Source organism: Streptomyces sp. NBC_00442, from assembly GCF_036014195.1.
In the GTDB taxonomy this organism is placed as follows: Bacteria; Actinomycetota; Actinomycetes; order Streptomycetales; family Streptomycetaceae; genus Streptomyces.
The window spans coordinates 4,401,712-4,423,750 of sequence record NZ_CP107918.1; the positions used below are offsets into that span (position 1 = coordinate 4,401,712).

Genomic DNA, 22,039 nt, shown 5'->3' on the forward strand with positions numbered 1-22,039 from the left:
GCATCGGTGGCGGGCGAGTCCCCCGACAAGTCGGAGCAGAAGCAGTCGTCGGGGGAGACGGCTACGAGCGAACGCGATCCGCGGTTCGCGCTCTCCCACTCCCCGGCCCCTTCCGGGTTCCCCTCCGGATCTCCTTCGGGATCTCCTTCCGGATCCCCTTCCGGCTCTTCGTCCGACGAGGGGGAAGACGGCACGAAGGCGGGGAACGGTTCCGGGACGATGTCGGCTTCGGGTTCTGGTTCGGGTACGACCTCGGGTTCGGACTCGGGTTCGGACTCGGGTTCGGACTCGGATTCCGTGGATCACGCGACCGCGGTCTTCCGGACCCCGCGGCAGGAGGACGGCGACACCCGGCTCCGGGCCGCGGTCGCCGCGTGGGTCGACCAGGAGGACGAGGCGTCGCAGGAGCAGGACGGGGCGTCCTCGGAGGCCAAGTCCGCGGGTGCGGGCGCGGGTACGAGCGCGGGTACGGGTACGGATTCCGGCGCGGACCTTGACGCCGACGCCGACGCGGCTGCCGATGGTGCCGCCCCCGACTCCGGCGTGCGTGAGCCCGCCGCCATCGAATCGGCCTCCGACGCAGGTGAGGCCGGGACCGACGGCGACGGTGACGACGACGGCGACGCCCGAGCGGATGCGGGGCGCGGCGAGCCCGAGCCCGAGCCCGAGCCCGAGCCCGAGCCCGAGCCCGAGCCCGAGCCCGAGCCCGAGCCCGAGCCCGAGCCCGAGCCCGAGCCCGAGTCCGGGTCCGGGTCCGAGTCCGCAGGGGACGCGGCGAAGGCGTCCGAGCGCGAGGCGGCGGCCACGACCGCCGGGGCGGACACCGCCCGGCCGGACACCGCCGAGGCCGGGCCCGAGGCCGGGCCCGCGGACGCGTCCGGCTCGGATGCCGCCCCGGCCGGCAGCGATCGTGACCCCGACCCCAGCGCCGACTCCGGCGCCGAGCAGGGCGTCCCCGCGGCCAAGGAAACCCCTTCCGAGGGCAAGGTGAGCCCGGCCGACGCCGAGCAGGACTCCTCCGCCGACGACGTGAGCCCGGCCGATGCCGAGCAGGGCACGCCCGCCGGCGGAAAGCGGGATGCTTCCCGCGACGCGCAGGACACCCGCGACGCGCAGGACACCCGCGACGCCGAGAAGGGCGCCCCCGTCGGCAAGGCGGCCGCCGCTGCGGCCGGCACCGCCGAGGCCGTTGCCGGCGGGCGCGGAATCGATCAGCCCACGGCCGTGTTCAAGGCGGTCGCCCCGCCCGCCGTCGACCAGCCGACGGCGATGCTCAAGCTGCCGTCGCCCCAGCGGGAGCCCGCCGCGGAGCGGACCTCGGAGCGCACGCCGGAGCGGACGCCGGAGCGGGCCCCGGAACGCACCAGCCAGTTCGTGCCGCTGCGCTCCGACGACGCGGGCACCAGCGCCCCCGTCAAGAAACCCGAAGCCCCGGCCAAGCGGCCCGAGGCGCCGAAGGTGACCCCGCCGCCCCCGCCCACCGGCGCCGGCTTCGGCACCGCGGGCCCCGCCGCAGCGGGCGCGGCCGTCCCCGAGCGCGCCGAGCGGACCCGGCAGCAGCCGCTGCCGCCCAAGCCCCCGCTCGACCTGCTCGCCGAGCTGACCAACACCCCGCCCCCGGCACAGACCGCGGTCCGCTCCACGGTGCGGCGGTTCAAGATCTGGACCCCGCTGGTCCTGCTGCTCGTGATCGTCTTTGCGGTCGTACAGATCATGCGTCCGCTCCCCGAGCCGAAACTGGACCTCACCTCCTCCGCCACGTTCACCTTCGACGGCGGCGCGCTCGACCTGCCGTGGCCGTCCGAGGGCCAGTCGGCGATCACGGTGGACGGTGTGGGCAGCCTCGGCACGCACGGGGAGCAGAAGCCCGCGCCGCTGGCGAGCGTGGCCAAGACGATGACGGCGTACGTGATCCTCAAGGGCCACCCGATCTCCGGGAAGCAGGAGGGCGACAAGATCACGGTCGATCAGCAGGCCGAGGACGACGCGAAGAAGCCCGACGAGTCGACGGCGCCGATCCGCAAGGACCAGCAGTTCACCGAGAAGCAGATGCTCGAACTGCTGATGATCCCGTCCGGCAACAACGCCGCACGCCTGCTGGCCCGTTGGGACGCCGGGAACGAGGAGGCGTTCATCGCGAAGATGAACGCCACCGCCAAGGAACTCGGCATGACCGGCACGACGTACACCGACCCGAGCGGTCTGAAGGAGACCACCGTCTCCACCCCGACCGACCAGCTCAAGCTGGCCCAGGCCGTCATGCAGAACGACGTGTTCCGCGGGATCGTCAACACGCCCCAGATCAAGATCCCGGGCATCCCCACGATGATCTACAACAACAACAAGATCCTGCTCAAGCCGGGTGTGAGCGGCATCAAGACCGGCTCGTCCACGCCGGCCGGCGGCAACCTGCTGTGGGCGGCCGACACGGTCGTCGACGGCAAGAACCAGCGGATCTACGGCATCGTCATGGGTCAGCGCACCGGCACCACGCTCGACAACAAGCTGACCTCGGCGATCAACAACAGCTACAAGCTGATCCAGGCGGTACAGAAGGCCGTGACCTCCGCGACCGTCGTCAAGAAGGGCGATGTCGTCGGGTACGCGGACGACGGGCTCGGCGGCCGTACGCCGCTGGTCGCGGCCAAGGACCTCAAGGCGGTCGGCTGGCCGGGCCTGAAGGTCGACGTCGAGCTCGGCTCGGGCGGCAAGCCGGTCCCGCACTCGGCCAAGGCGGGTGACGTGGTGGGCGAGCTGTCCATCGGGTCCGGCATCGGCAGGCTGACCGCGCCGGTCCAGCTGAAGAGCGCGCTCACCGAGCCCGGCGTGGGCGCCAAGCTCACCCGACTGGGCTGACGGCCCCTGACGCATCGAGGGCGCCCCCGACCTGCGGGGCGCCCCCGTGCTAGCTTCGGGCAACTGGGGACGCGGGGACGGCGTCCTCGTCTTCGGGGGAGAATCGAGTCCTTCCCGTTCACAGCAGTACGGGCCGAACCGGGCGGCCCCCGCGCATGCCGTGTGCACCTGCACACGGCCGCGCATTTCCAGCTGAGACAGCGTGAGGCGGGAGAGCCGCAGTGACCACCGCTGAGCCGACGCCGACCCGCGCCGACAGCAGCACGAGCAGCAGTACGGGGACGGGTACAGGTACGGGGACGAGTACGGACGCGAGGGCGAGCGGGAGCGCGCCGGGGACCTCGTCCGGAACGGCGCCCGGGACCGCACCGGGACCGGGGCCCTCGGGATCGCGATCCCCGCAACCGGAATCCCCGCAACCGGAATCCTCGGGCCCGGAGGCGTCGGGCCCGGAGGCGTCGTCGCCGGGCTCGGGACCCACGGCACGAATACGACACCTCCTGCGAAAGCTGCGACAGCTGCGCCCGGCCCCGGATTCCTGGCCGATGCGTCACCCCGTCGCGTTCATGACGATCGCCGGGGCCGTGACCCACGTCCTGTGGTTCTTCCTCTTCGCCAACAGCGGCGGCGACCTCGCGGCGCAGGACGCCTGGACCGAGTTCGTCGGCCGCAATCCGGAGTCCGCGTACAACCTGGCCTGGTACGGCGGGATGCACCCGGTCTCCTACAGCGTCGTCTCGCCGTATCTGATGGCGCTGGTCGGTGTCCGGACGACGATGATGATCGCCGGGACGGTCTCCGCGGGCCTCACCGCGCTGGTCCTGGTGCGCGTGAAGGCGGTCCGCAACCCGCTGGCCTGCTCCTTCGCGGCTCTCTTCGCCTTCCTGTGCAACGCCATGTCGGGCCGGGTCACCTTCGGCCTCGGCACGATGTTCGCGCTCGGCGCGGTGGCCGCGGTGTTCTGCTGGCCGCACAACAAGCGGGAGAACCGCTGGCCGAAGGCGGCCGTGGCCGCGCCCTGCGCCGCGCTCGCCACCGCGAGCAGCCCGGTCGCGGGCCTGTTCCTCGGACTCGTCGCGGCCGCCCTCTTCCTGAACAAGCGCCGGCCGGGCGCGTACGCGATCGGCCTCCCGCCGGTCGTGGTGGTCGCCCTGTCGGCGTGGCTGTTCCCGTTCTCGGGCACGCAGCCGATGTCGCTCGCCACCACATCGGGGCCGTTCCTGTTCGCGGCCCTCATCTTCTTCCTGGTGCCTAAGGACTGGCGCACGGTCCGTACGGCCGCGGTGGTGTACGGCGTCGCGGTGCTGCTGTGCTTCGCGATCCAGTCGCAGATCGGCTCGAACATCACACGGCTCTCGATGCTGTTCGCCGGCGTGGTGCTGCTCGCGGCGCTCCCGTACACCGTGCCGAGGACCCTCAAGTGGTACGCGGTGCTGCTCGCGTTCCTCGGCCTCAACGGGTGGATCGGCTTCAAGTCGGTCGACGACATCGTGCACACCGCGCCCGCGGCGACCTGGGCGCGCGATCTGGCGCCCCTGGTCGACCAGTTGCAGGGGCGCGACGCCGCGACCGGGCGGGTCGAGGTGGTCCCCGCCTCCAGCCATCGGGAGGCCTCGGCGTTCACCCCGTACGTGAACCTCGCCCGCGGCTGGAACCGGCAGGCGGACATGGAGCGCAACCCGCTCTTCTACGACGACACCCTGAACGCGGACAACTACCACGCCTGGCTCGACCGCTGGGCGGTGCGGTACGTGGTGCTGCCGCTCGGCCCCGCGGACCGCAACGGCGCCGTGCAGGAGGGCAAGCTCATCGAGCAGGGGCTGCCGTATCTGAAGCAGGTGTGGTCGAACGAGCACTGGCGGCTGTTCGCGGTCGACGACCCGACCCCGCTGGCGGACCCGCCGGCCACGGTCGAGCACGCCGGCGAGGGCGAGCTCACCGTCGACGTCCGTACGGCGGGCACGGTGCTGATCCGCGTCCCGTACTCGCCCTGGCTGAAACTGGTCGACGAACACGGCAAGGGCGTCGAGGCCCCGCAGGAAACCCCGGAGTCCAAACTCCGCGGCCACGGCCCCAAGACGTACAAGAACCTGAACGGCTGCCTGCGCAAGTCGCCGGTGAACGCGTCCGGCGACGAGTGGACCGAACTCGTCGCCCCGAAGCCGGGCACGTACCGCGTGGGCGCGCCCTACAGCTTCCCGCGCGGCACGGGGTGCCCGGAGGGCGAACTCGTCGGCCCGTGAACGGGGCCCGGGGCGCCGGGAGTTGGTGGCCCAGGCACGGAACCCAGCCGAATCCGACACAGCTCACGGGGGGCACACAAATGGCGATCTACGCCGAGATCACCAAGGTCGGCGAGGACCTGAGCCGGGCGCGCTATGGGTTCTCGGACGGAGTCGAGGCGGCGCGTTTCGCGATCCTCGACAAGACCGACGGGAGCGTCCGAGCCGAGGACGGGCTCGAAAACATCGTCTACTGGGCCGTAGCGAGAAAAATCAGCACGGCCTGGGCGCGAGGCGGGACGGCTCCGGAACGGTTGATGGTCGCGTCCTGACGGCGGCGGACGCCCGGGGGTGCCTGGCCGGGTGCCCCAGGAGCGCGCGACGGGCTCCCGCCCCTCCGGCCGCCCGCATTGATGTCCTCCGTATACGCCGAAGACCACACCCCGACGTCGAGGTGTGGTCTTCACGCTGGTGCCCCCGGCAGGATTCGAACCTGCGACACCCGCTTTAGGAGAGCGGTGCTCTATCCCCTGAGCTACGGAGGCGGGGATCGGTGAAACATGTGGGGGAAGCGGCAGGCGAAGCTGCTGGTCCCGGACACACAGGTCCACTGATGTGGTGGTGCGCCAGCGGACTGGCACGCCGCCGCAAGTGTAGCGGGTGGGGGAGGGCGGGCGAGGGGGTTACCCCGCCCGGTGCCGGGAGGGCGGCTGCGCGGACATGCGCTCGGGCGCGACCCGCCCCCCTGAGGGAGATCAGTCCGCTCGGCGGGCTCGCCGGAGGCCGGCGGTCCCGAGCTCCGCTGAAGCGCGCCGTCCCGCCTCGCGCCGTCCCGCCTCGCGCCGTCCCGCCTCGCGCCGTCCCGCCTCGCGCCGCCCCACCCCGTCCCGCCTCAGGCCGAGGCCCCCCGCAGGACCTCTGCCGCCTTGCGCAGCACCGTGTCCCGTGCGTGCTTGCACTGGCGCAGGCGCGGTTCGTTCTCGCGGATCAGCGTCTTCTGGTATGCGACTTCCACCGAGAACCAGATCCCGACCAGGTTGGTCTTCTTCGCGCAGCGGGTGTCCGCGACGGCCGTCTCGGTCTCGCCGGGGGCCGGAGTGTACGGGTGGGCCTGGGTGTTGAACCTCGGGTCGTTGCCCGGCGCGTACGGATCGGCGGGGTAGGGGTGGCCCGCCGTGTTCATGCAGGAGGACCAGGCGGCGATGGCCTTGGCGACCCGGGGGTCCTTCTCCGAGTCGGTGTGGGGCTTGTTCTCCAGGTCGTCGACGAACTTCATGTCCTCCATCCACCGGAGGGAGCCGTCCGGAGCGAGCGACCTTCTGGCCTGTCCGATGCAGCCGCGCTCCGGCAGGGCCTTTCCCCGGTACGAGGCCGAGGCCTGCGCGGGCGGCGCGGGGCCGGCCCCGGCCGGGCCGATCAGGACCGCGAGCTGATCCGCGGGCAACTGCTGTGCCCGCCGCTCGCCCTGGGCGACGGCTTCGTCCGCGCGCTGTTGCCCAGGGCGTTTGAATCCGTACCGCGAGGCCAGCTCCTCGTCGAGGTTTGCGTAGCGAAGCTCCACGAGGGTTTCCGGTCCGGCGTATGCAGGGGGAAGCGGCCGGTAGGAAATCCCGTAACTCTTCATGCACTCCTCGACGAGGATGTCTGTCGCGCCGTCCACGGCGCTCTGCTGTTGCCGCCCGGCGATGAAGTAGTCCTCCAGCGGCAGGTGGAGTCCCTTCGTGGTGGTCGTCCGTGAGGCGCCGGGGGAGGGGAGCGCCGTGTCCTCGCCGTTCGCGGGGGACGAACCCGCGCATCCGACGAGAACGTCGGACAGGAGGACCACGGCGGCCACCACACCCAGGCGGCGCATCAGGAGAAGTGCCAGGAGGCGTTGTTGTTGTAGGTGGAGCTCAGGTTGCGCCAGTCCTGATACGACGTGAAGTCGCTCGGGCCCTGGTAGTTGCTGTTGTAGTAGACGATGGCGCCGCTGACCCTGAAGGCGTTGATCACGGAGGCGGCGTTGTTCTTCAACGGCTCCCCGGTGCCCGGAAGTCCAGGTCCCCAGAAGGTCTGTCCCGCGAAGTCCTTCCAGTTGATCCAGTAGGACTGCATGGCGCCTCTGGTGTTGGAGTTGTAGTAGAAGCAGATCTTCTGCGAGCAGGGCAGATCGGTCGAGGGCAGGGCGAGGCTCGCGTTCCCGGCGCTGTCGGCCCTGGGCTGCAACGTGGCGGCGGCAAGGGTGCTCGGCGTGGAACCGTCCGGGTTGCGCAGCCCGTCCCGCACCTCTGCGGCTTCCTTGTCCGCCTTGCGCCGGAGGTGGTCCGGGTCGAACTTGCCGTCGGCGACGTCTCTTTGGTGCTGGACGGCCGGGCTCGCCGGGTCCGGTGCGGGCCCTCCTGCCTGATCGGCCGAAGCCTGTCCGGCTCCGGCCGAGACCGCGAGACCGAGCACGGCCGCACCGGCCAGAAGCCGCGACGCCCTCCGCGGCGAGAAGCGCTGTTCCATGAACTCTCCGGACCTCGTTCGGTACCTCTGCGGGTGGGGTGACAGTGCACTCGGCAGGTCCGTCACAGCAAGGCGTTCGGTGCGTCGGGGCGCGATCGGGGGGCGGGTATCCGCCACCGCTTGGGTGGGGCCCGGGATGTCGCTGAATGCGCCTGTGATCAGGGGAGGTTGATGGTGCGGTGTGGCGTGGGCGCTGCTCGAATGACGCGTTCCGGCGGGTTGGAATGGCTTGTTCCCCCCTCGTTTCGGCCGCGTTGTCCGTTTCGCCTGCTGGAACGGTTGCCGGTGCCGCCCTCTGGAACGGCTGCGGGTTCGCCCGCGGGTACGCCCGCCGGAACGGCTGCGGGTACGCCCGCGGGTACGCCCTCTGGAACGGCTTCGGTCAAACCTGGGTGAGGGGGCCGGCTCCGCTCGCGTCGGGCCGGCTCCGCTCGCGTCGGGCCGTCTCGCCGCGGCCGGCCGGCCGGCCCGTTCCCCGGCGCTACGTGAGCGCGCTCCCCGCAGTCCACTGGGCCCACGGCAGATTCCAGCCGCTGAGCCCGTTGTCCGGGGCGACCGTGCCGCCGCCCACGGAGTTCCGCACGATCACCACGTCCCCGAGGATCGAGTTGGCGTAGAACCAGGCGGCCGCGGAGTCCGGGTCGCCGCCGCCCTGCGTGTCCTGGATGCCGATGCAGCCGTGGCTCGACGCGCGGGCGCCGAACGTCGCGGGCGCGGCCCAGTAGTTGCCGTGGATGAAGGTGCCCGAGTTGGTCAGGCGCTGGGCGTGCGGCACGTCGGGGATGTCGTACTCGTCGCCGAGCCCCACCGTCGTGCTGTTCATCTTCGTCTGCCGGTCCTGCTCGCTGATGACCATCGTGCCGTTGTACGTGGCGTGCTGCGGCGACCCCGTGGAGACCGGCACCGTCCTGACCGTGGCGCCGTTCTGCTGGACGGTCATCTCCTCGGTGGCCGCGTCCACGGTGGAGATCTGCTCGCGGCCCACCGTGAAGGAGAAGGCCTTGTCCTGAACTCCGTATATTCCCTTGGCCAGTTCGAGCCCGTCGAAGTCGAAGGCGACGGCGACCTCGGAGCCGGGCGTCCAGTAGGTCTCGGGGCGGAAGTCGAGGCGCCGGTCGCCGAACCAGTGGCCGACGGCCCGCTGGCCGCCGCTGGAGGAGATCTTGACGGCGGACTCGGCGGCCTTGCGGTCGCTCACCGGCTTGTCGAACCGGAACGAGACCTCCATGCCGACGCCGACCGTCGAGGCGTCCTCCGGGGTGTAGAACGCGATCGCCGAATTGCTCTCGGAGACCGTCGTGAAGTGTGTGGTCACGGCCGCCGGCCGCCCGTCGGGGTCCTTCGCCTCTGCGGTCAGCGTGTACGCCGTGCCGCGGGTCAGGGCCGCCGAGGGGTGCCAGGAGGTGCCGGCCGCCGACGTGGCCCCGGGTATCGCCGGGCCGCCTTGGGCCATCAGGGTGACCGAGGTGAGGGTGCCGTCCGCGACGCTCGCCCCGACGTCCTTGACGGTGATGCCCACATGGCCGGCGCCGTCCTTGGGCGTGGTGGTGATCCGGGCCCTGGAGACCGTCGGGCTCGGGCTGGGGGCCGCGTGGTCGCCGCCGCCCGACGAACAGGCGCTCAGGGAGGAGGCGGTCAGCGCGAGGACGGCCGCCGCGAGCACGGCGGGCGCGGTGCGCCGGCGCCGGGTCGGTATCCGGCGGCCGGGCACGGGCCGGGTCGGTGTCCGGGTGGACGCCGACCGGGCCGACCGGGGCGGTGTTCTGGTCTGCGTCAGGGTCTGCGTCAGGGTCGGCGCCCCGGTCAGCGCCCGGGTCAGCGCTCTGGCGGCCGCTGCGGTGAAGATCACTGTGGACGTCTCCCCTCCGGCAGCCCGAGCTGCCCGTTATGCGGGGTAATGCACCTTTCTTGTAGTGTGCGGTAACGCCCTGTACGCACGCATGCCGAGTTCTTGGAATCAGGGCTCATGGAGATCTCGGGGTTCTTGGGTCGCCGACGGACGGAGTCGAGGGATGGCACGCAGACCTCGCTGGGGCCGGATACCCGGGAGCCGCACGCGCCGAATCGGCCGGCTCCGGATCGGCACACGCCGGAGGGGCGAGTCCCGCACCGGCACCCGCCGGAGCGGCGAGACCTGGAGCGGCACCCGCCAGAGCGGCACGACCCGTACCGGCCCCCGCCGGATCGGCCGGACAGGCCGTATCGTGCTCTGCTCGCTCCTCGGGCTGCTGCTGATCGCGGGCGGCGCGGCCGCGTACACCTGGCACCGCCTGAACCAGAACATCACCGGCGTCGAACTGGGCTCGCTGCTCACCCCCGCCGCCTCGGCCACGTCCGACCTCAACATCCTTGTCGTGGGCTCCGATTCGCGGGCCGGCAAGAACGCCGCGCGCGCGGGCGGGGGCGACGACACCGGCCGCTCCGACACCACGCTCCTGCTGCACGTATACGGCGGCCGCACGAAGGCCGCGCTCGTCAGCATCCCGCGCGACACCATCGTCGACCGCCCGGCCTGCACCACCTCCTCCGGCCGCAAACTGGCGGCGCGCGAAGGGGTCATGTTCAACTCCGTGTACGAGACGGGCGGCGCCCCCTGCACGGTCGCGGCGGTGGAATCGCTCGGCGGCGGGCTGCGCGTCAACCACTACGTCGAGGTGGGGTTCGACGGCTTCGCGGAACTCATGGACGCGATGGGCGGCATCGACGTCACCCTGGCCAAGCCCATCGACGACAAGGAGAGCGGCCTCCATCTGGCCGCGGGCAAGCACCACTTGAACGGTCAGCGGGCCCTCGACCTCGTACGCACCCGGCACGGTGTGGGCAACGGGAGCGACCTCGGCCGGATCCAGCTCCAGCACCAGTTCCTGACGGCGCTGATCGGGCGGATCACCGGCGGAAAGCTGCTGACCGACCCGGCCAGGCTCTTCGGCGTCGCCGACGCCGCGACGAAGTCCCTGACCACCGACACCGCCCTCGCCCACGTCGGCAACCTCGCCTCGCTCGCGTACTCGATGCGGGGGCTCGGTGCGCGGGACGTCCAGATGGTCACGCTGCCGGCCCAGCTGGAGCAGGGCGACGAGGACCGCCTGGTGCCGGACGCGGCCAGGGTCGCGAAGGTGTGGGCGGCCCTGAAGGCCGACCGGCCGGTCCCCGAGGACGCGCTGACGGGCACGGCGTCGATACCGAACGGAATCGGCCAGGTCGTGATCCCGGGCTGAGCGCGCGGCTCGCCTCCAACGGCCGCTCCCGGACCGCTCTTCAGCTCTCGTCGATGACGGGCATCGGGACGGGCAGGTCCCCGTCGCCGTGCCACCTCTGAAGGAAGCCGGCCTGCCGCGTCACATCCACCAGTTCGACGCGGGCGCCGATGCTGTCCACACGGTGGTAGGCGAAGGGGCGGCCGTAGGGGCAGCCGGAGAAGTCGGCGGTGAGGCCGGCGTCCTCCAGTCGGCGCGTACCCTCCTCGATGGAGCTGGTCCAATAGCCCAGATGGTCGAACCGGGCCCCTTGCGAGGCGTCCCAGGGGCTGCCTGCGGGCCCCTCGATCAGCTCGATGAACGGGGGGCCGCCGCGGGTGAAGGCGATGCGGAAGTCCCACTCGCCGATCCGGTCGGCCGCCGGGGCGCTCCACTCGGCGCCCACGGACCGTCCGAGGTCGTCCATGGCCCGCTCGATGTCCGGCACGGCGAAACACACGTGGTAGAAGGCAGTCATCGGCTCATGGTCGCGCACGGGCGGATCCCGGCCCCGCCCGGCTACCCAGTCCGTTGTGTTCTACACCGACCTTGACCGCCGTGGGGGAGCGGCATAGCGTCGGGCACCACTGGGACTGAGCAGGCGCTTAGGAGGGCTTCCCGTGGTGACGACAGGGGCGACCGGGGCAACAGGGGCGACGGGTGCGCGGGGCGGTGACGCGCGGGCGGGTGGAGCGGGGCCGGGTGGAGCGGGGCCGGACGCGGTGCGGGCGGACGCGGCGCACATCGAGTCCCGCCGCGCCGAGGAGCTGCTCACCGCACCGGGTGCGCCCTTCGCCGTCGTACGGGGCGAGGCGGGCACCCTCGAATACGCCACCGGGCCGCGCACCCTGCGGGAGTTCGCCGAGACGGTCTGGGCCTTCGGGGACCGGCCGTTCCTGATCGGCGAGACGCGCACGTACTCCTACGCAGAGTTCTTCGCCGCGTCGTGCGCGCTGGCCCGCCGCCTCACCGGCGTGTACGGACTGCGTCCCGGCGACCGTGCCGCGATCGCCCTGCGCAATCACCCCGAGTGGCACATCGCTTTCTGGGCCGTCCAGTTGGCGGGTCTGGTGGCGGTTCCGCTGAACGCGTGGTGGACCGGAGAGGAGGTCGCGTACGCCCTCGACGACTGCGACCCGGGGGTGCTGTTCGTCGACGGTGAGCGCCTCGGACGAGTGGCCGGCTGGGCCGGTGCGCGGGGCGTGCGCGGCATGGTCTTCCAGCACGCGGGCGAGCTGCCCGACGGGTTCGAGCGCTGGGACGACCTCGACGAGCTGACCTCGCCCGACGCGGCCGCCGGGCCGCCCGACGTCGACGTCCTGCCGGAGGCGGACGCCACCATCATCTACACCTCCGGCACCACCGGCCGCCCCAAGGGCGCCGTCGCCACGCAGCTCGCGCAGGCCGGCGCGGTCATGAACCCCCGCTTCCAGGCGGCCATGTCGATGCTCGGGCGCGGAGTCGTGCCGGGGCAGGGGCCCGCCCCGGTCACCCTCATGACGTTTCCGTTCTTCCACGTCGCCGCGTTCACGTCGGTGTACGCGGCGATGTCGGCGGGCGGCGCGCTGGTCCTGATGCACAAGTGGGACGCGGGCCGCGCCCTCGCCCTGATCCGCGAACACCGGATCACGCACTATGCGGGGGTGCCGGCGACCGCGCTCCAACTCCTCGCGGCGGCAGCGGAGTCGGGGGACGGCCTCGACAGTCTGACCGCGCTCAACACGGGGGGCGCGGCGGCACCGCCCGGACTCGTGAGCGGGCTCACCGCGCGGTACGGCTCGCGCATCGAGCCGCGCAACGGGTACGGGCTGACCGAGACGAGTGGGGGAGTGCTGGCCAACTTCGGCGTGGAGTACCGCGCGTGGCCCGAGAGCGCGGGGCGGCCCACGCCGGTGACGGAGGTGCGCATCGCCGGGGCCGACGGTGCGGCGCTCCCCGAGGGTGCGATCGGCGAACTGTGGCTGCGCGGCCAGTCGTTGGTACGGGGGTACTGGAACGATCCCGAGGCCACCCGACTCGCCTTCCAGGACGGGTGGTTCAGGACGGGTGACCTCGCGGTGGTGCGGGACGGGCGGGTCGGGATCGTCGACCGGATCAAGGACATGGTGATCCGGGGCGGCGAGAACGTGTACTGCGTGGAGGTCGAAGGGGTGCTCCACGAGCATCCGGCGGTCCTGGACGCGGCGGTGCTCGGGGTGCCGCATCCGGTGCTGGGGGAGGAGGTGGCGGCGGTGGTCCAGGTACGGCCGGGCGCGGACGTGTCCCCGGACGAGCTCCGGGCCCATGTGGGGGCGGTGCTGGCGGGGTTCAAGGTGCCGGTGCGGGTGGTGGTGCGGGAGGGGGTGTTGCCGCGGAACGCGACGGGGAAGGTGGTGAAGGGGGAGCTGCGGGAGGAGCTGGGCGAGGGGTGATCCCCCACCCCGCCCCTCCCCGAAACCCTCCGGGGGCGGGGCGGGGCGGGGCGGGAAGGTAGCCATCCCGGGGCTGCGCCCCGGACCCGCGCGGGCTGCGCCCCGGACACCCTTCGGGGCTGTGCCCCGGACCCTGGGTGCGGGCTGCGCCCCTGCTCCCTTCGGGGCTGCGCCCCGGACCCCGCGCGGGCTGTGGCCCTGCACCCTTCGGGGCTGCGCCCCGGACCCCGCGCGGGCTGTGGCCCTGCACCCTTCGGGGCTGCGCCCCGGACCCCGGGCGGGCTGTGCCCCGGACACCCTTCGGGGCTGCGCCCCGGACCCCGCGCGGGCTGTGGCCCTGCACCCTTCGGGGCTGCGCCCCGGACCCCGGGCGGGCTGTGGCCCCTGCTCCCTTCGGGGCTGCGCCCCGGACCCCGGGCGGGCTGTGGCCCCTGCTCCCTTCGGGGCTGTGCCCCGGACCCCGCGCGGGCTGTGGCCCCTGCTCCCTTCGGGGCTGTGCCCCGGACCCCGCGCGGGCTGTGGCCCCTGCTCCCTTCGGGGCTGTGCCCCGGACCCCGCGCGGGCTGTGGCCCCTGCTCCCTTCGGGGCTGTGCCCCGGACCCCGCGCGGGCTGTGGCCCCTGCTCCCTTCGGGGCTGTGCCCCGGACCCCGCGCGGGCTGCGCCCCTTGCTCCCCTCGGCGCTGCGCCCCCGGACGTGTGGGTGGGCTCGGGGTCAGGAGCGTGTGATCTTCACGTGGTAGTTGCCCATGCCGTCCACCCCCGTCACCGCGATCCGCACCCCGCTCGTGTGGTCCGTGAAGGTTTCGCCTGTGGTGTAGGGGGCGTCGGAGAGTTCGGCGTTGACGTTGGGGCGGCGGGTGCAGCCGCCCGTGGTGGGTTCGCTGTCGGAGATGGTGACCGGGCCCCGGCCGGTGTCGATGGTGGCGTCCACGCGGTAGATCAGTACCCCGGGTTTGCACACCGCCTCGTCGTTGCCGGTCTGGGTGCGGACCTCGACCGCGTACCCGCTGTCCTTCGTGACCGGCACGAAGAGCAGCTTGGGGCCGCCCTCGGTGGAGAGCGGGGTCAGCGCGTACTGGCCCTCGCCCGTGCCGGTCACGCAGGACACCTGGCTGTTGTCCAGCCAGCCGAGCTTCCACTTGTGCCAGCCCAGCATGTCGTTGTTGGCGCCCCAGTCCTCGGACATGATGTCCCAGTGCCCGACGGCCCCGCCGCCCTGTGCGGTGTACAGGTCGGGCAGCCCGAAGACGTGGCCGTTCTCGTGCGGCAGCACCCGGTAGCCGGTCTGCGAGTACGAGCCGGAGCCGTCGTCCTGGCGGCTGTAGACGAACGAGGTGTTGGACAGCGGGACCCCGTCGGCGTAGGGCGCGTCCTCGTTGCCGGAGAACGTCACCGACAGGACGGTGTCGAGGGCGGAGGGCCCCGCGTTCGGGGTGACCAGGACGTTCACCAGGTCGTACTTGGAGAAGTTCACCCGCGAGCCCGCCGCCGCGATCATGTCCTGGACCAGCCGGTGGTAGCCGGGCTCATAGGGGGAGCCGCGGTCGATCCCGTACGCCGAGAACGCCTTGGGCATCCGGAGCCACTGGGGGATCGGGGCCTCGGGGCGGTAGTCGAGCCGGCCGTAGGAGGCGTTGCGGAACCAGTTGCTGGTCTGTGGGAAGAACTCCTTGTACCGGCTGAGCGCCGTCCCGCTGCCCTGCGCGTCGGGGAAGTCGATCATCAGCGTGAGGGCGCGGACGATGCCGGTGGAGTGGGCGTACCCGGGGGGCGTCGGCATGCCTTCCGACATCTGCACGCCGAGCGTGGCCGGGATCCGGCACGGGTCGAGCGGGGACTCCCCGGGCGCTGCGACGGGTCCGGCGGAGGCGCGGGTCGCGATGGTCAGCGTGGTCGAACCGGTGGTCAGCGCGGCGAGCGCGACCGAGGCGAGGGCGGCGCCGAAGAAGGTGGTCCGGCGCCTGGAGCGTATCCGGCGTCGGGGCGCCCCGCACGGGCGGGACTGGCTGGCATCCTGCATGCGCGCGCTCGCCTTCGGGTCCGCGACAGCAGGCCGGTTCCTGGCTGCGCTCGTCTGATCACCCTGTGTCGGGCGGGATGGGGGCGCGCGCTGGGTGGCCCGAATGTGGGTTTTTGCGGACATGCCATCCCGCGAGGAGGGCGTGGCGCAGGTCACATTCGGCGCGGGAAATAAACGGGGACGGTTTCCCCGTTTGACCTCGTGTCCCCGCTAAACGGGGAGTGCTTCCCCGCTTGGGCCAGTCGTTCTACGAAGCCGGTCGTTCTACGAAGCCGGTCGTTCTACGAAGCCGGTCGTTCCACGAAACCGGACGTTCTGTGAAACCGGACGTTCTACGAGGCCGCACGTTCTACGAAGCCAGACACGTTCTACGAAGAAGGAGCAGAGCCGTGCAGACTGCCGCCGCACCCGTCGCCGCGGAACCGCGCCGCGCCCCGCGTCCGCGGGCCGACGCCCTGCGCAACCGGGAGCGGATCATCGCCGCCGCACGGGAGATGTTCGTCGAGTTCGGCGCCGAGGTGCCGCTGGACGAGGTCGCCCGCAGGGCCGGCGTCGGCAACGCCACGATCTACCGTCACTTCGCCGACCGCACCGAGCTCATCACCAGCGTGGTGCTCTCGGTGATGGACCGCGTCTCGGACCGGGCCGAGGCGGCCGCGGTCGAGGCCGCCGACCCCTTCGACGCGCTGCGCCGCTTCGTGCACGCCGCGGCCGACGAGCGGATCGGGGCCCTCTGCCCGATGCTCTCCGACACCTTCGACCAGGACCGCGCCGAGCTGAACGCGGCCCGCGCACGCCTGGAGCGCGACGTCGAGGGGCTCATGGCGCGGGCCCGCGCCGCGGGCCTGCTCCGCACCGATGTCGCCGTGGGTGACCTCATGGTCGCCCTCTCCCAGCTGACCCGGCCGCTGCCGGGCACGCCCTGCCCCAACATCGACCAATTCGTCCACCGCCATCTGCAACTGTTCCTCGACGGGCTTCAGGCCCCGGCGCGGTCCGAGCTGCCCGGCAGTGCGGCGACCCTCGACGACCTGCGGAAGAGTTGATCGACTTCTTTCCTCAACTCCCCGTCCATCTCACGTAGTTGAAGCGCAGTTACAACACTTTTCTCGGTAATCCGCGTCCCAAGGTGGCTACCCCCATGTCAAAAACAGTCGGTCTGGACAAGCCGGACCAGTTCTCCCTCGTCCCGGATCCCAGTCGCTGGAAGGCGCTCGCCTTCATAGCCCTGGCCCAGCTGATGGTCGTGCTCGACGCGACGATCGTGAACATCGCGCTGCCCTCCGCGCAGCACGCGCTGCACATCAGTGACGCCAACAAGCAGTGGGTCATCACGGCCTACGCGCTCGCCTTCGGCGGTCTGCTCCTGTTCGGCGGGCGCATCGCCGACCTGTGGGGCCGCAAGCGCACCTTCGTCGTCGGCCTGCTCGGCTTCGCCGCGGCCTCCGCGCTCGGTGGCGCCGCCACCGGCGAGGCGATGCTGCTCGGCTCGCGCGCGCTCCAGGGCGCCTTCGGCGCGCTGCTCGCGCCGGCCGCGCTCTCGCTGCTCGCGGTCATGTTCACCGACGCCAAGGAGCGCGCCAAGGCGTTCGGCATCTACGGTGCGATCGCCGGTGGCGGTGGCGCGGTGGGCCTCATCCTCGGCGGCTTCCTCACCGAGTACCTGAACTGGCGTTGGACCTTCTTCGTCAACATCCCGTTCGCGATCGTGGCCGCGCTCGGCGCCTACCTCGTCATCCGTGAGCCGGCCGGCACCCGCAACCGCTCGCCGCTCGACGTCCCCGGCGTGGTCCTGTCCACCACCGGTCTCGTCGCCCTCGTCTACGGCTTCACCCGCGCCGAGTCGGCCGGCTGGTCCGACGCGCTGACCATCACCATGTTCGTCGCCTCGGCCGTGCTGCTCACCGCGTTCGTCACCATCGAGGCCAAGGTGCGGCACCCGCTGCTGCCCCTGCGCGTCGTCACCAACCGCAACCGCGGTGGCGTCTACCTCTCGCTCGGCCTCGCGATCATCGCGATGTTCGGCCTCTTCCTCTTCCTCACCTACTACCTCCAGGTCGTGAAGGGCTTCTCGCCGGTCAAGACGGGCTTCGCGTTCCTGCCCATGATCGCGGGCATGATCACCGGCTCCACCCAGATCGGCGCCCGCCTGATGACCCGGGTCCCGCCGCGCCTGCTGATGGGCCCCGGCTTCCTGACCGCGGCTGTCGGCATGCTGCTGCTGACCCAGCTCGACATCGACACCTCGTACGCCGCGGTGATCCTGCCCGGCCAGATCCTGCTCGGCCTCGGCATGGGCACCGCCTTCATGCCCGCCATGTCGCTCGCCACCATCGGAGTCGAGCCGCGTGACGCGGGTGTCGCCTCCGCGATGGTCAACACCTCGCAGCAGGTCGGCGGCGCGATCGGCACCGCCCTGCTCAACACCATCGCCGCCTCGGCGACCACGGCCTACGTCACGGGCCACATGGCCCTCGGCGCCACCAACCCCGAGCTCCTGAAGCTCCAGGCCATGGTGCACGGCTTCACCTCCGCCATCTGGTGGGCCGTCGGCATCCTGACGGCCGCCGCCGTCATCGCCGTCACGCTCATCAACACCGGGCGCCCCGGCGGGAGTTCGGTCGCGGGATCGAACTCCGGCGAGGACGTCGAGGACGAGGTGCGCATCCCGGTGGTCGCGCACTGACCCGCCGGCGCCGCACCGGACCGACCCGGTAGCACCCCGGACGCGACGACCTGCCCTGGCTCCGCTGATCTCAGCGGAGCCAGGGCAGGTCCGCTTTGGCGTCGGCGGGCTGGAGCCCCTGCGCCATCACCCGCATGATCTCGCCGAGCTGGTCCACCTGGGCGGGGGAGAGCCGGTCGAACATCGCCTGCCGCACCGCGGCCACGTGCCCGGGTGCGGTCCGCTCCAGCACCTCGTAGCCGGCGTCGGTGAGGATCGCGAGCTGGCCCCGCTTGTCCGAGGGGCAGTCCTCGCGCCGGATCCACCCGTTCTTCTCCAGGCGCGCCACGGCGTGCGAGAGGCGAGAACGGGTGATCTTGGCGTTCTTGGCCAGCTCGGTCATCCGCAGCCGCCGCCGTGGCGCCTGCGAGAGCTGGACGAGCAGCCCGTAATAGACGTGCGGCATCCCGGCGTCGCGCTGGAGCTGCCGGTCGAGGTGGTCTTCGAAGAGCCGGGTGGCGTGGAGGTAGGCGCGCCAGATGCGCTGCTCCTCGTCGCTGAGCCAGTTAGGTGCCGAGGTCATACATCTACTGTACGGACACTTCTTGAAAGTTGAACTAGCTGGAGTTAGGCTGACCTCAGAAGCTTGCTTGAGATTTCAAGCAACAGCCGGCCGTCAGACCCGCCCGGCCGGCCCGTGAACGAGCCGGAGAGTCCGCCATGACCGTCGCCCGCCCCGAGCGCATGCCCGCCCTGTACCTCTCCCACGGCGCCCCGCCGCTCGCGGACGACCCGCTGTGGCCCGCCGAGCTGGCCGCGTGGTCGGCGGACCTGCCCCGGCCCACGTCGATCCTCATGGTCTCCGCGCACTGGGAGGAGGCCCCGCTCGCACTCGGCGCCACCGAGACGGTCCCGCTCGTGTACGACTTCTGGGGCTTCCCCGAGCACTACTACCGCGTGGGCTACGCGGCGCCCGGCGCGCCCCGGCTCGCCGACTCCGTGCGGAAGTTGGTGCGCGCGCCCGGCATGCCCGTGCAGGACATCCCGGACCGCGGGCTCGACCACGGCGCGTACGTGCCGCTGGTGGAGATGTTCCCCGACGCCGACATCCCGGTGTTGCAGATCTCCCTGCCGACCCTCGACCCCCGCAAGCTCTACGACATCGGCCGCACGCTCGCGCCGCTGCGCGACGAGGGCGTACTGATCGTCGGCAGCGGCTTCTTCACGCACAACCTGGCCGCGCTGCGCCACCCCGGCGGCCAAGTGCCCAGCTGGTCGGCCGAGTTCGACGACTGGGGCGCGCGGGCGCTCGCCGCCGCCGATGTGGACGCCCTGCTCGACTTCGAGCACAAGGCCCCGGCCGGGCGCCTCGCCCACCCCCGCACCGAGCACTTCGCCCCGCTGTTCGTGACGATGGGCGCGAGCGAGGGCGAGCCGGGCGGGGCGCGCAGCGTCATCGACGGGTTCTGGATGGGGCTCGCGAAGCGGTCGGTGCAGTACGGCTGAGGCGGGGGCGGGGTGCCGGGCGCGGGTCGCGTCCGACAAATCGGGCATCGCAAGCAACCGGAAGGCGGGGCGAGCCGTCTTCAGGGGTGGCGGTGCGGCGGTGGGCGGCTTCGGCCCGGTGAAGGCGGCTGTGGCGCATGTGATGGCGGTCTCACGGGTGAAGAGCTTGTAAAGGACCCGGGCGGGCACCCGAATGGCCTCCGTACCGGCTCTGACCTGCACCTCTGTGCGTCCCTGCGGCACCTGTGCCCCGCTCGTGGCGCGACAGGATACTGCATGATCACGAAAATCGATGGGCGGGTCGGGAATTCTGTCCGGATTCCAGCCGTTGTTTCCATCGGATGCAGGGCACCCGGGAGGGTGTCGCGACCACTCAGTAAGGGAGCACGCATGGCAACCCGCGCCGTCGCCCGCCGACAGTCCGCCACCGGCGGTTCAGAGTCGGGAAGCAGGGTCCGCGCAGTCAGCGGTGAGATCGCCGACCGCGACCTGGTCGGTATGTACCTCGACGAAATCGCGCGTACGCCGCTGCTCGATGCCGCCAAGGAGGTCGAGCTCTCCCAGACCATCGAGGCCGGTGTGTACGCACGCCAGATCCTCGACGGGGAGGTGGAGAGCAAGGCGGCAGGAGCCTCGCGCGAGGAGCTGGAGGCGTTGTACGCCGCCGGCGAGCGTGCCAAGGACCTGTTCATCCGATCCAACCTCCGCCTCGTCGTAGCCGTGGCCCGCCGCTACCCGAGGGCCGGTCTCCCGCTGCTCGACCTCATCCAGGAGGGCAACGCCGGCCTGGTGCGCGCGGTCGAGAAGTTCGACTACGCCAAGGGATTCAAGTTCTCCACGTACGCGACCTGGTGGATCCGCCAGGCCATCACCCGCTCCATCGCCGACCAGTCCCGCACCATCCGCCTGCCCGTGCACCTCGTGGAGGAGCTGGGCCGCATCCGCCGGATCCAGCGCGAGTTCAACCGGGAGAACGGCCGGGACCCCGAGCACACGGAGATCGCCGCGGAGCTGGGCTCCACGCCCGCGCGTGTCGGTGACGTGCTCGACTGGGCGCGTGACCCGGTCTCCCTGAACATGCCGGTCGACGACCAGGGCGAGACCCAGTTCGGCGACCTGCTCGAAGACACCTCCGCGATCTCGCCCGAGCAGTCGGTGCTCACACTGCTGCGCAGCGAGGAGCTGGACGACCTGATCGGCAAGCTCGACCAGCGAACCGCCTCGATCATCAAGATGCGTTACGGCATTGACGACGGCCGGGAGCGTACGCTGACAGAAGTCGGTAAGGAACACGGGCTGACCCGTGAACGGATCCGGCAGATCGAGAAGCATGCCCTGCTCGAACTGAAGAAGATGGCTCGAGACACGGGTTTCGACGCGGCGGCCTAGGCCCCGCCCCCCAAGACGAGCTCCGGCACCCTCCCCCCCCTGGTGCTGGGGCTCCCGGCCCCGGCACCTTCCCCCCCTGGTGTCGGGGCCCCTCCCTTTTCCGGGCCCGCTCCCGCCTTTCGCGGGCCCGCTCCCGCGCGATGTCCGGGGTCCGTCCCGGTCGCCCCCGGGCGCCCCGGTTCTGCCGGGCTCACTCGTCCGGCGCAGTCGGGGTCGCCCGGATCAGGCGCTCGCCCAAGTCGTGCAGATACGTGGTCATCGCCGGCGGCCCGTCGACGGTGAACTCGCAGTCCGCCAGGGCGAGCCGCAGCGCCACCCACTCCAGGGAGTCGGTGCACGTGGTGCGCAGCCGGCAGCGCCCCGCGTCCAGCGGCTCGGGCGCGCCCAGGGATGCGGGCAGGCGGGCCGTCACGAAGTCGGCCGGGGCCTCGAAGGTGACGTCGATCTCCAGGACGGGCTGAGCGGGCCGGAGCCGGTTCATCGAGGCCCGTACGAACTCCGCCGCGTTCGCCTCGGGCAGCTCGCGCGGCGCGAACCGCGCCCCGGTCGCGAACGGCTCGGTGATCCGGTCGACCCGGAACGTGCGCCAGTCGCCGCGCTCCACGTCGTACGCCACCAGGTACCACCGGCGCCCCGTGGAGACCAGGCGGTACGGCTCGGCCAGGCGCTTGCTGGCGGTGCCGTCGCCGGAGACGTAGCCGAACCGCAGCCGCTCCTCGCCGGTGACGGCGGAGGCCAGGGTGGTCAGGGTGCGCGGATCCACGGTGGCGCCGTCGCCGCGCCAGGCGCCGGACAGCGGCATCGTGGCCGCCTGGAGGTTCGCGACACGGCGGCGCAGGCGCGAGGGCAGCACCTGCTCCAGCTTGGCCAGGGCCCGCACCGAGGCCTCCTCCACGCCGTCCACCGCATGGCCCGCGCCCGCCCGCAGGCCGACGGCGATCGCCACCGCCTCCTCGTCGTCCAGGACCAGCGGCGGCATCGCCTTGCCCGCGACGAGCCGGTACCCGCCGTCGGCGCCGCGCGCCGCCTGCACGGGATAGCCGAGCTCGCGCAGCCGGTCGATGTCGCGCCGCACCGTGCGTCGGGAGACCCCGAGCCGGTCGGCGAGCTCGCCGCCGGGCCACTCGCGCGGAGTCTGGAGCAGGGACAGCAGTTGCAGCAGCCGTGCCGGGGTGTCCGTCATGCCGTCCAGGATGCCCGGTCAATGAGGACACACCTTGACCTATACGGCGTCTAGTTTCCTCTC

At 71.9% G+C, this 22,039-nt stretch carries 16 protein-coding genes and 1 tRNA gene; 9 read left to right on the forward strand and 8 right to left on the reverse strand.

Annotated features, from left to right (window positions below; translation table 11 throughout):
• Positions 1-297: 297 nt before the first annotated feature.
• The 3 genes from OG432_RS19795 (at position 298) to OG432_RS19805 (ending at position 5,410) form a co-directional block, all read left to right on the forward strand.
• Positions 298-2,856, forward strand: a complete 2,559-nt coding sequence (locus tag OG432_RS19795) for a D-alanyl-D-alanine carboxypeptidase (RefSeq protein WP_328312288.1) — start codon at positions 298-300, stop codon at positions 2,854-2,856.
• Positions 2,857-3,077: 221 nt separating this feature from the next.
• Positions 3,078-5,099, forward strand: a complete 2,022-nt coding sequence (locus tag OG432_RS19800) for an MFS transporter (protein WP_328312289.1) — start codon at positions 3,078-3,080, stop codon at positions 5,097-5,099.
• An 80-nt stretch (positions 5,100-5,179) separates the two neighbouring features.
• On the forward strand, positions 5,180-5,410 hold the full coding sequence (locus tag OG432_RS19805; RefSeq protein ID WP_328312290.1) for a hypothetical protein: 231 nt from the start codon (positions 5,180-5,182) through the stop codon (positions 5,408-5,410).
• Between the two features lie 137 nt (positions 5,411-5,547).
• On the opposite strand, the gene OG432_RS19810 is transcribed toward OG432_RS19805, so the two are convergent.
• The 4 genes from OG432_RS19810 to OG432_RS19825 all read right to left on the reverse strand — a co-directional run bounded on the left by OG432_RS19810 (position 5,548) and on the right by OG432_RS19825 (position 9,261).
• A tRNA-Arg gene (locus OG432_RS19810) sits at positions 5,548-5,623 on the reverse strand.
• 347 nt (positions 5,624-5,970) lie between these two features.
• Positions 5,971-6,930 (reverse strand): hypothetical protein, encoded by a 960-nt coding sequence (locus OG432_RS19815; protein ID WP_328312291.1) that lies wholly within the window; start codon positions 6,928-6,930, stop codon positions 5,971-5,973.
• Complete coding sequence (locus OG432_RS19820) at positions 6,930-7,565, reverse strand: peptidase inhibitor family I36 protein (protein WP_328312292.1); 636 nt, start codon at positions 7,563-7,565, stop codon at positions 6,930-6,932. The genes OG432_RS19815 and OG432_RS19820 overlap by 1 nt, the downstream gene beginning before the upstream one ends.
• A gap of 481 nt (positions 7,566-8,046) precedes the next feature.
• Positions 8,047-9,261 carry an Ig-like domain-containing protein gene (locus OG432_RS19825; RefSeq protein WP_443058590.1) on the reverse strand — a complete coding sequence of 405 codons (1,215 nt, stop codon included), beginning with the start codon at positions 9,259-9,261 and terminating at the stop codon, positions 8,047-8,049.
• 316 nt (positions 9,262-9,577) lie between these two features.
• Here OG432_RS19825 and OG432_RS19830 point away from each other — a divergent pair, with 316 nt between their 5' ends.
• Positions 9,578-10,783, forward strand: a complete 1,206-nt coding sequence (locus tag OG432_RS19830) for an LCP family protein (protein WP_328312294.1) — start codon at positions 9,578-9,580, stop codon at positions 10,781-10,783.
• Positions 10,784-10,823: 40 nt separating this feature from the next.
• Here the strand turns inward: OG432_RS19830 and OG432_RS19835 are convergent, their stop codons facing one another.
• On the reverse strand, positions 10,824-11,279 hold the full coding sequence (locus OG432_RS19835) for a VOC family protein (protein WP_328312295.1): 456 nt from the start codon (positions 11,277-11,279) through the stop codon (positions 10,824-10,826).
• A gap of 244 nt (positions 11,280-11,523) precedes the next feature.
• Between OG432_RS19835 and OG432_RS19840 the strand changes: the two genes are divergently transcribed.
• The gene (locus tag OG432_RS19840) at positions 11,524-13,212 is read left to right on the forward strand and encodes a class I adenylate-forming enzyme family protein (RefSeq protein ID WP_328315163.1); all 1,689 of its coding nucleotides are present in this window, start codon (positions 11,524-11,526) and stop codon (positions 13,210-13,212) included.
• A 713-nt stretch (positions 13,213-13,925) separates the two neighbouring features.
• Here the strand turns inward: OG432_RS19840 and OG432_RS19845 are convergent.
• On the reverse strand, positions 13,926-15,233 hold the full coding sequence (locus OG432_RS19845; RefSeq protein ID WP_328312296.1) for a M6 family metalloprotease domain-containing protein: 1,308 nt from the start codon (positions 15,231-15,233) through the stop codon (positions 13,926-13,928).
• 389 nt (positions 15,234-15,622) lie between these two features.
• Here OG432_RS19845 and OG432_RS19850 point away from each other — a divergent pair, with 389 nt between their 5' ends.
• Complete coding sequence (locus tag OG432_RS19850) at positions 15,623-16,279, forward strand: TetR/AcrR family transcriptional regulator (protein WP_328312297.1); 657 nt, start codon at positions 15,623-15,625, stop codon at positions 16,277-16,279.
• A gap of 95 nt (positions 16,280-16,374) precedes the next feature.
• Positions 16,375-17,919 (forward strand): MFS transporter, encoded by a 1,545-nt coding sequence (locus OG432_RS19855; protein ID WP_328312298.1) that lies wholly within the window; start codon positions 16,375-16,377, stop codon positions 17,917-17,919.
• Positions 17,920-17,989: 70 nt separating this feature from the next.
• On the opposite strand, the gene OG432_RS19860 is transcribed toward OG432_RS19855, so the two are convergent.
• Positions 17,990-18,481, reverse strand: a complete 492-nt coding sequence (locus OG432_RS19860; protein ID WP_328312299.1) for a MarR family winged helix-turn-helix transcriptional regulator — start codon at positions 18,479-18,481, stop codon at positions 17,990-17,992.
• A 137-nt stretch (positions 18,482-18,618) separates the two neighbouring features.
• Here OG432_RS19860 and OG432_RS19865 point away from each other — a divergent pair, with 137 nt between their 5' ends.
• Positions 18,619-19,404: a DODA-type extradiol aromatic ring-opening family dioxygenase gene (locus tag OG432_RS19865; protein ID WP_328312300.1), complete on the forward strand. Its 786-nt coding sequence runs from the start codon at positions 18,619-18,621 to the stop codon at positions 19,402-19,404.
• Between the two features lie 390 nt (positions 19,405-19,794).
• The gene (locus tag OG432_RS19870; RefSeq protein ID WP_328312301.1) at positions 19,795-20,793 is read left to right on the forward strand and encodes a sigma-70 family RNA polymerase sigma factor; all 999 of its coding nucleotides are present in this window, start codon (positions 19,795-19,797) and stop codon (positions 20,791-20,793) included.
• Between the two features lie 190 nt (positions 20,794-20,983).
• On the opposite strand, the gene OG432_RS19875 is transcribed toward OG432_RS19870, so the two are convergent.
• Positions 20,984-21,976 carry a helix-turn-helix transcriptional regulator gene (locus OG432_RS19875; RefSeq protein ID WP_328312302.1) on the reverse strand — a complete coding sequence of 331 codons (993 nt, stop codon included), beginning with the start codon at positions 21,974-21,976 and terminating at the stop codon, positions 20,984-20,986.
• Positions 21,977-22,039 lie beyond the last annotated feature (63 nt).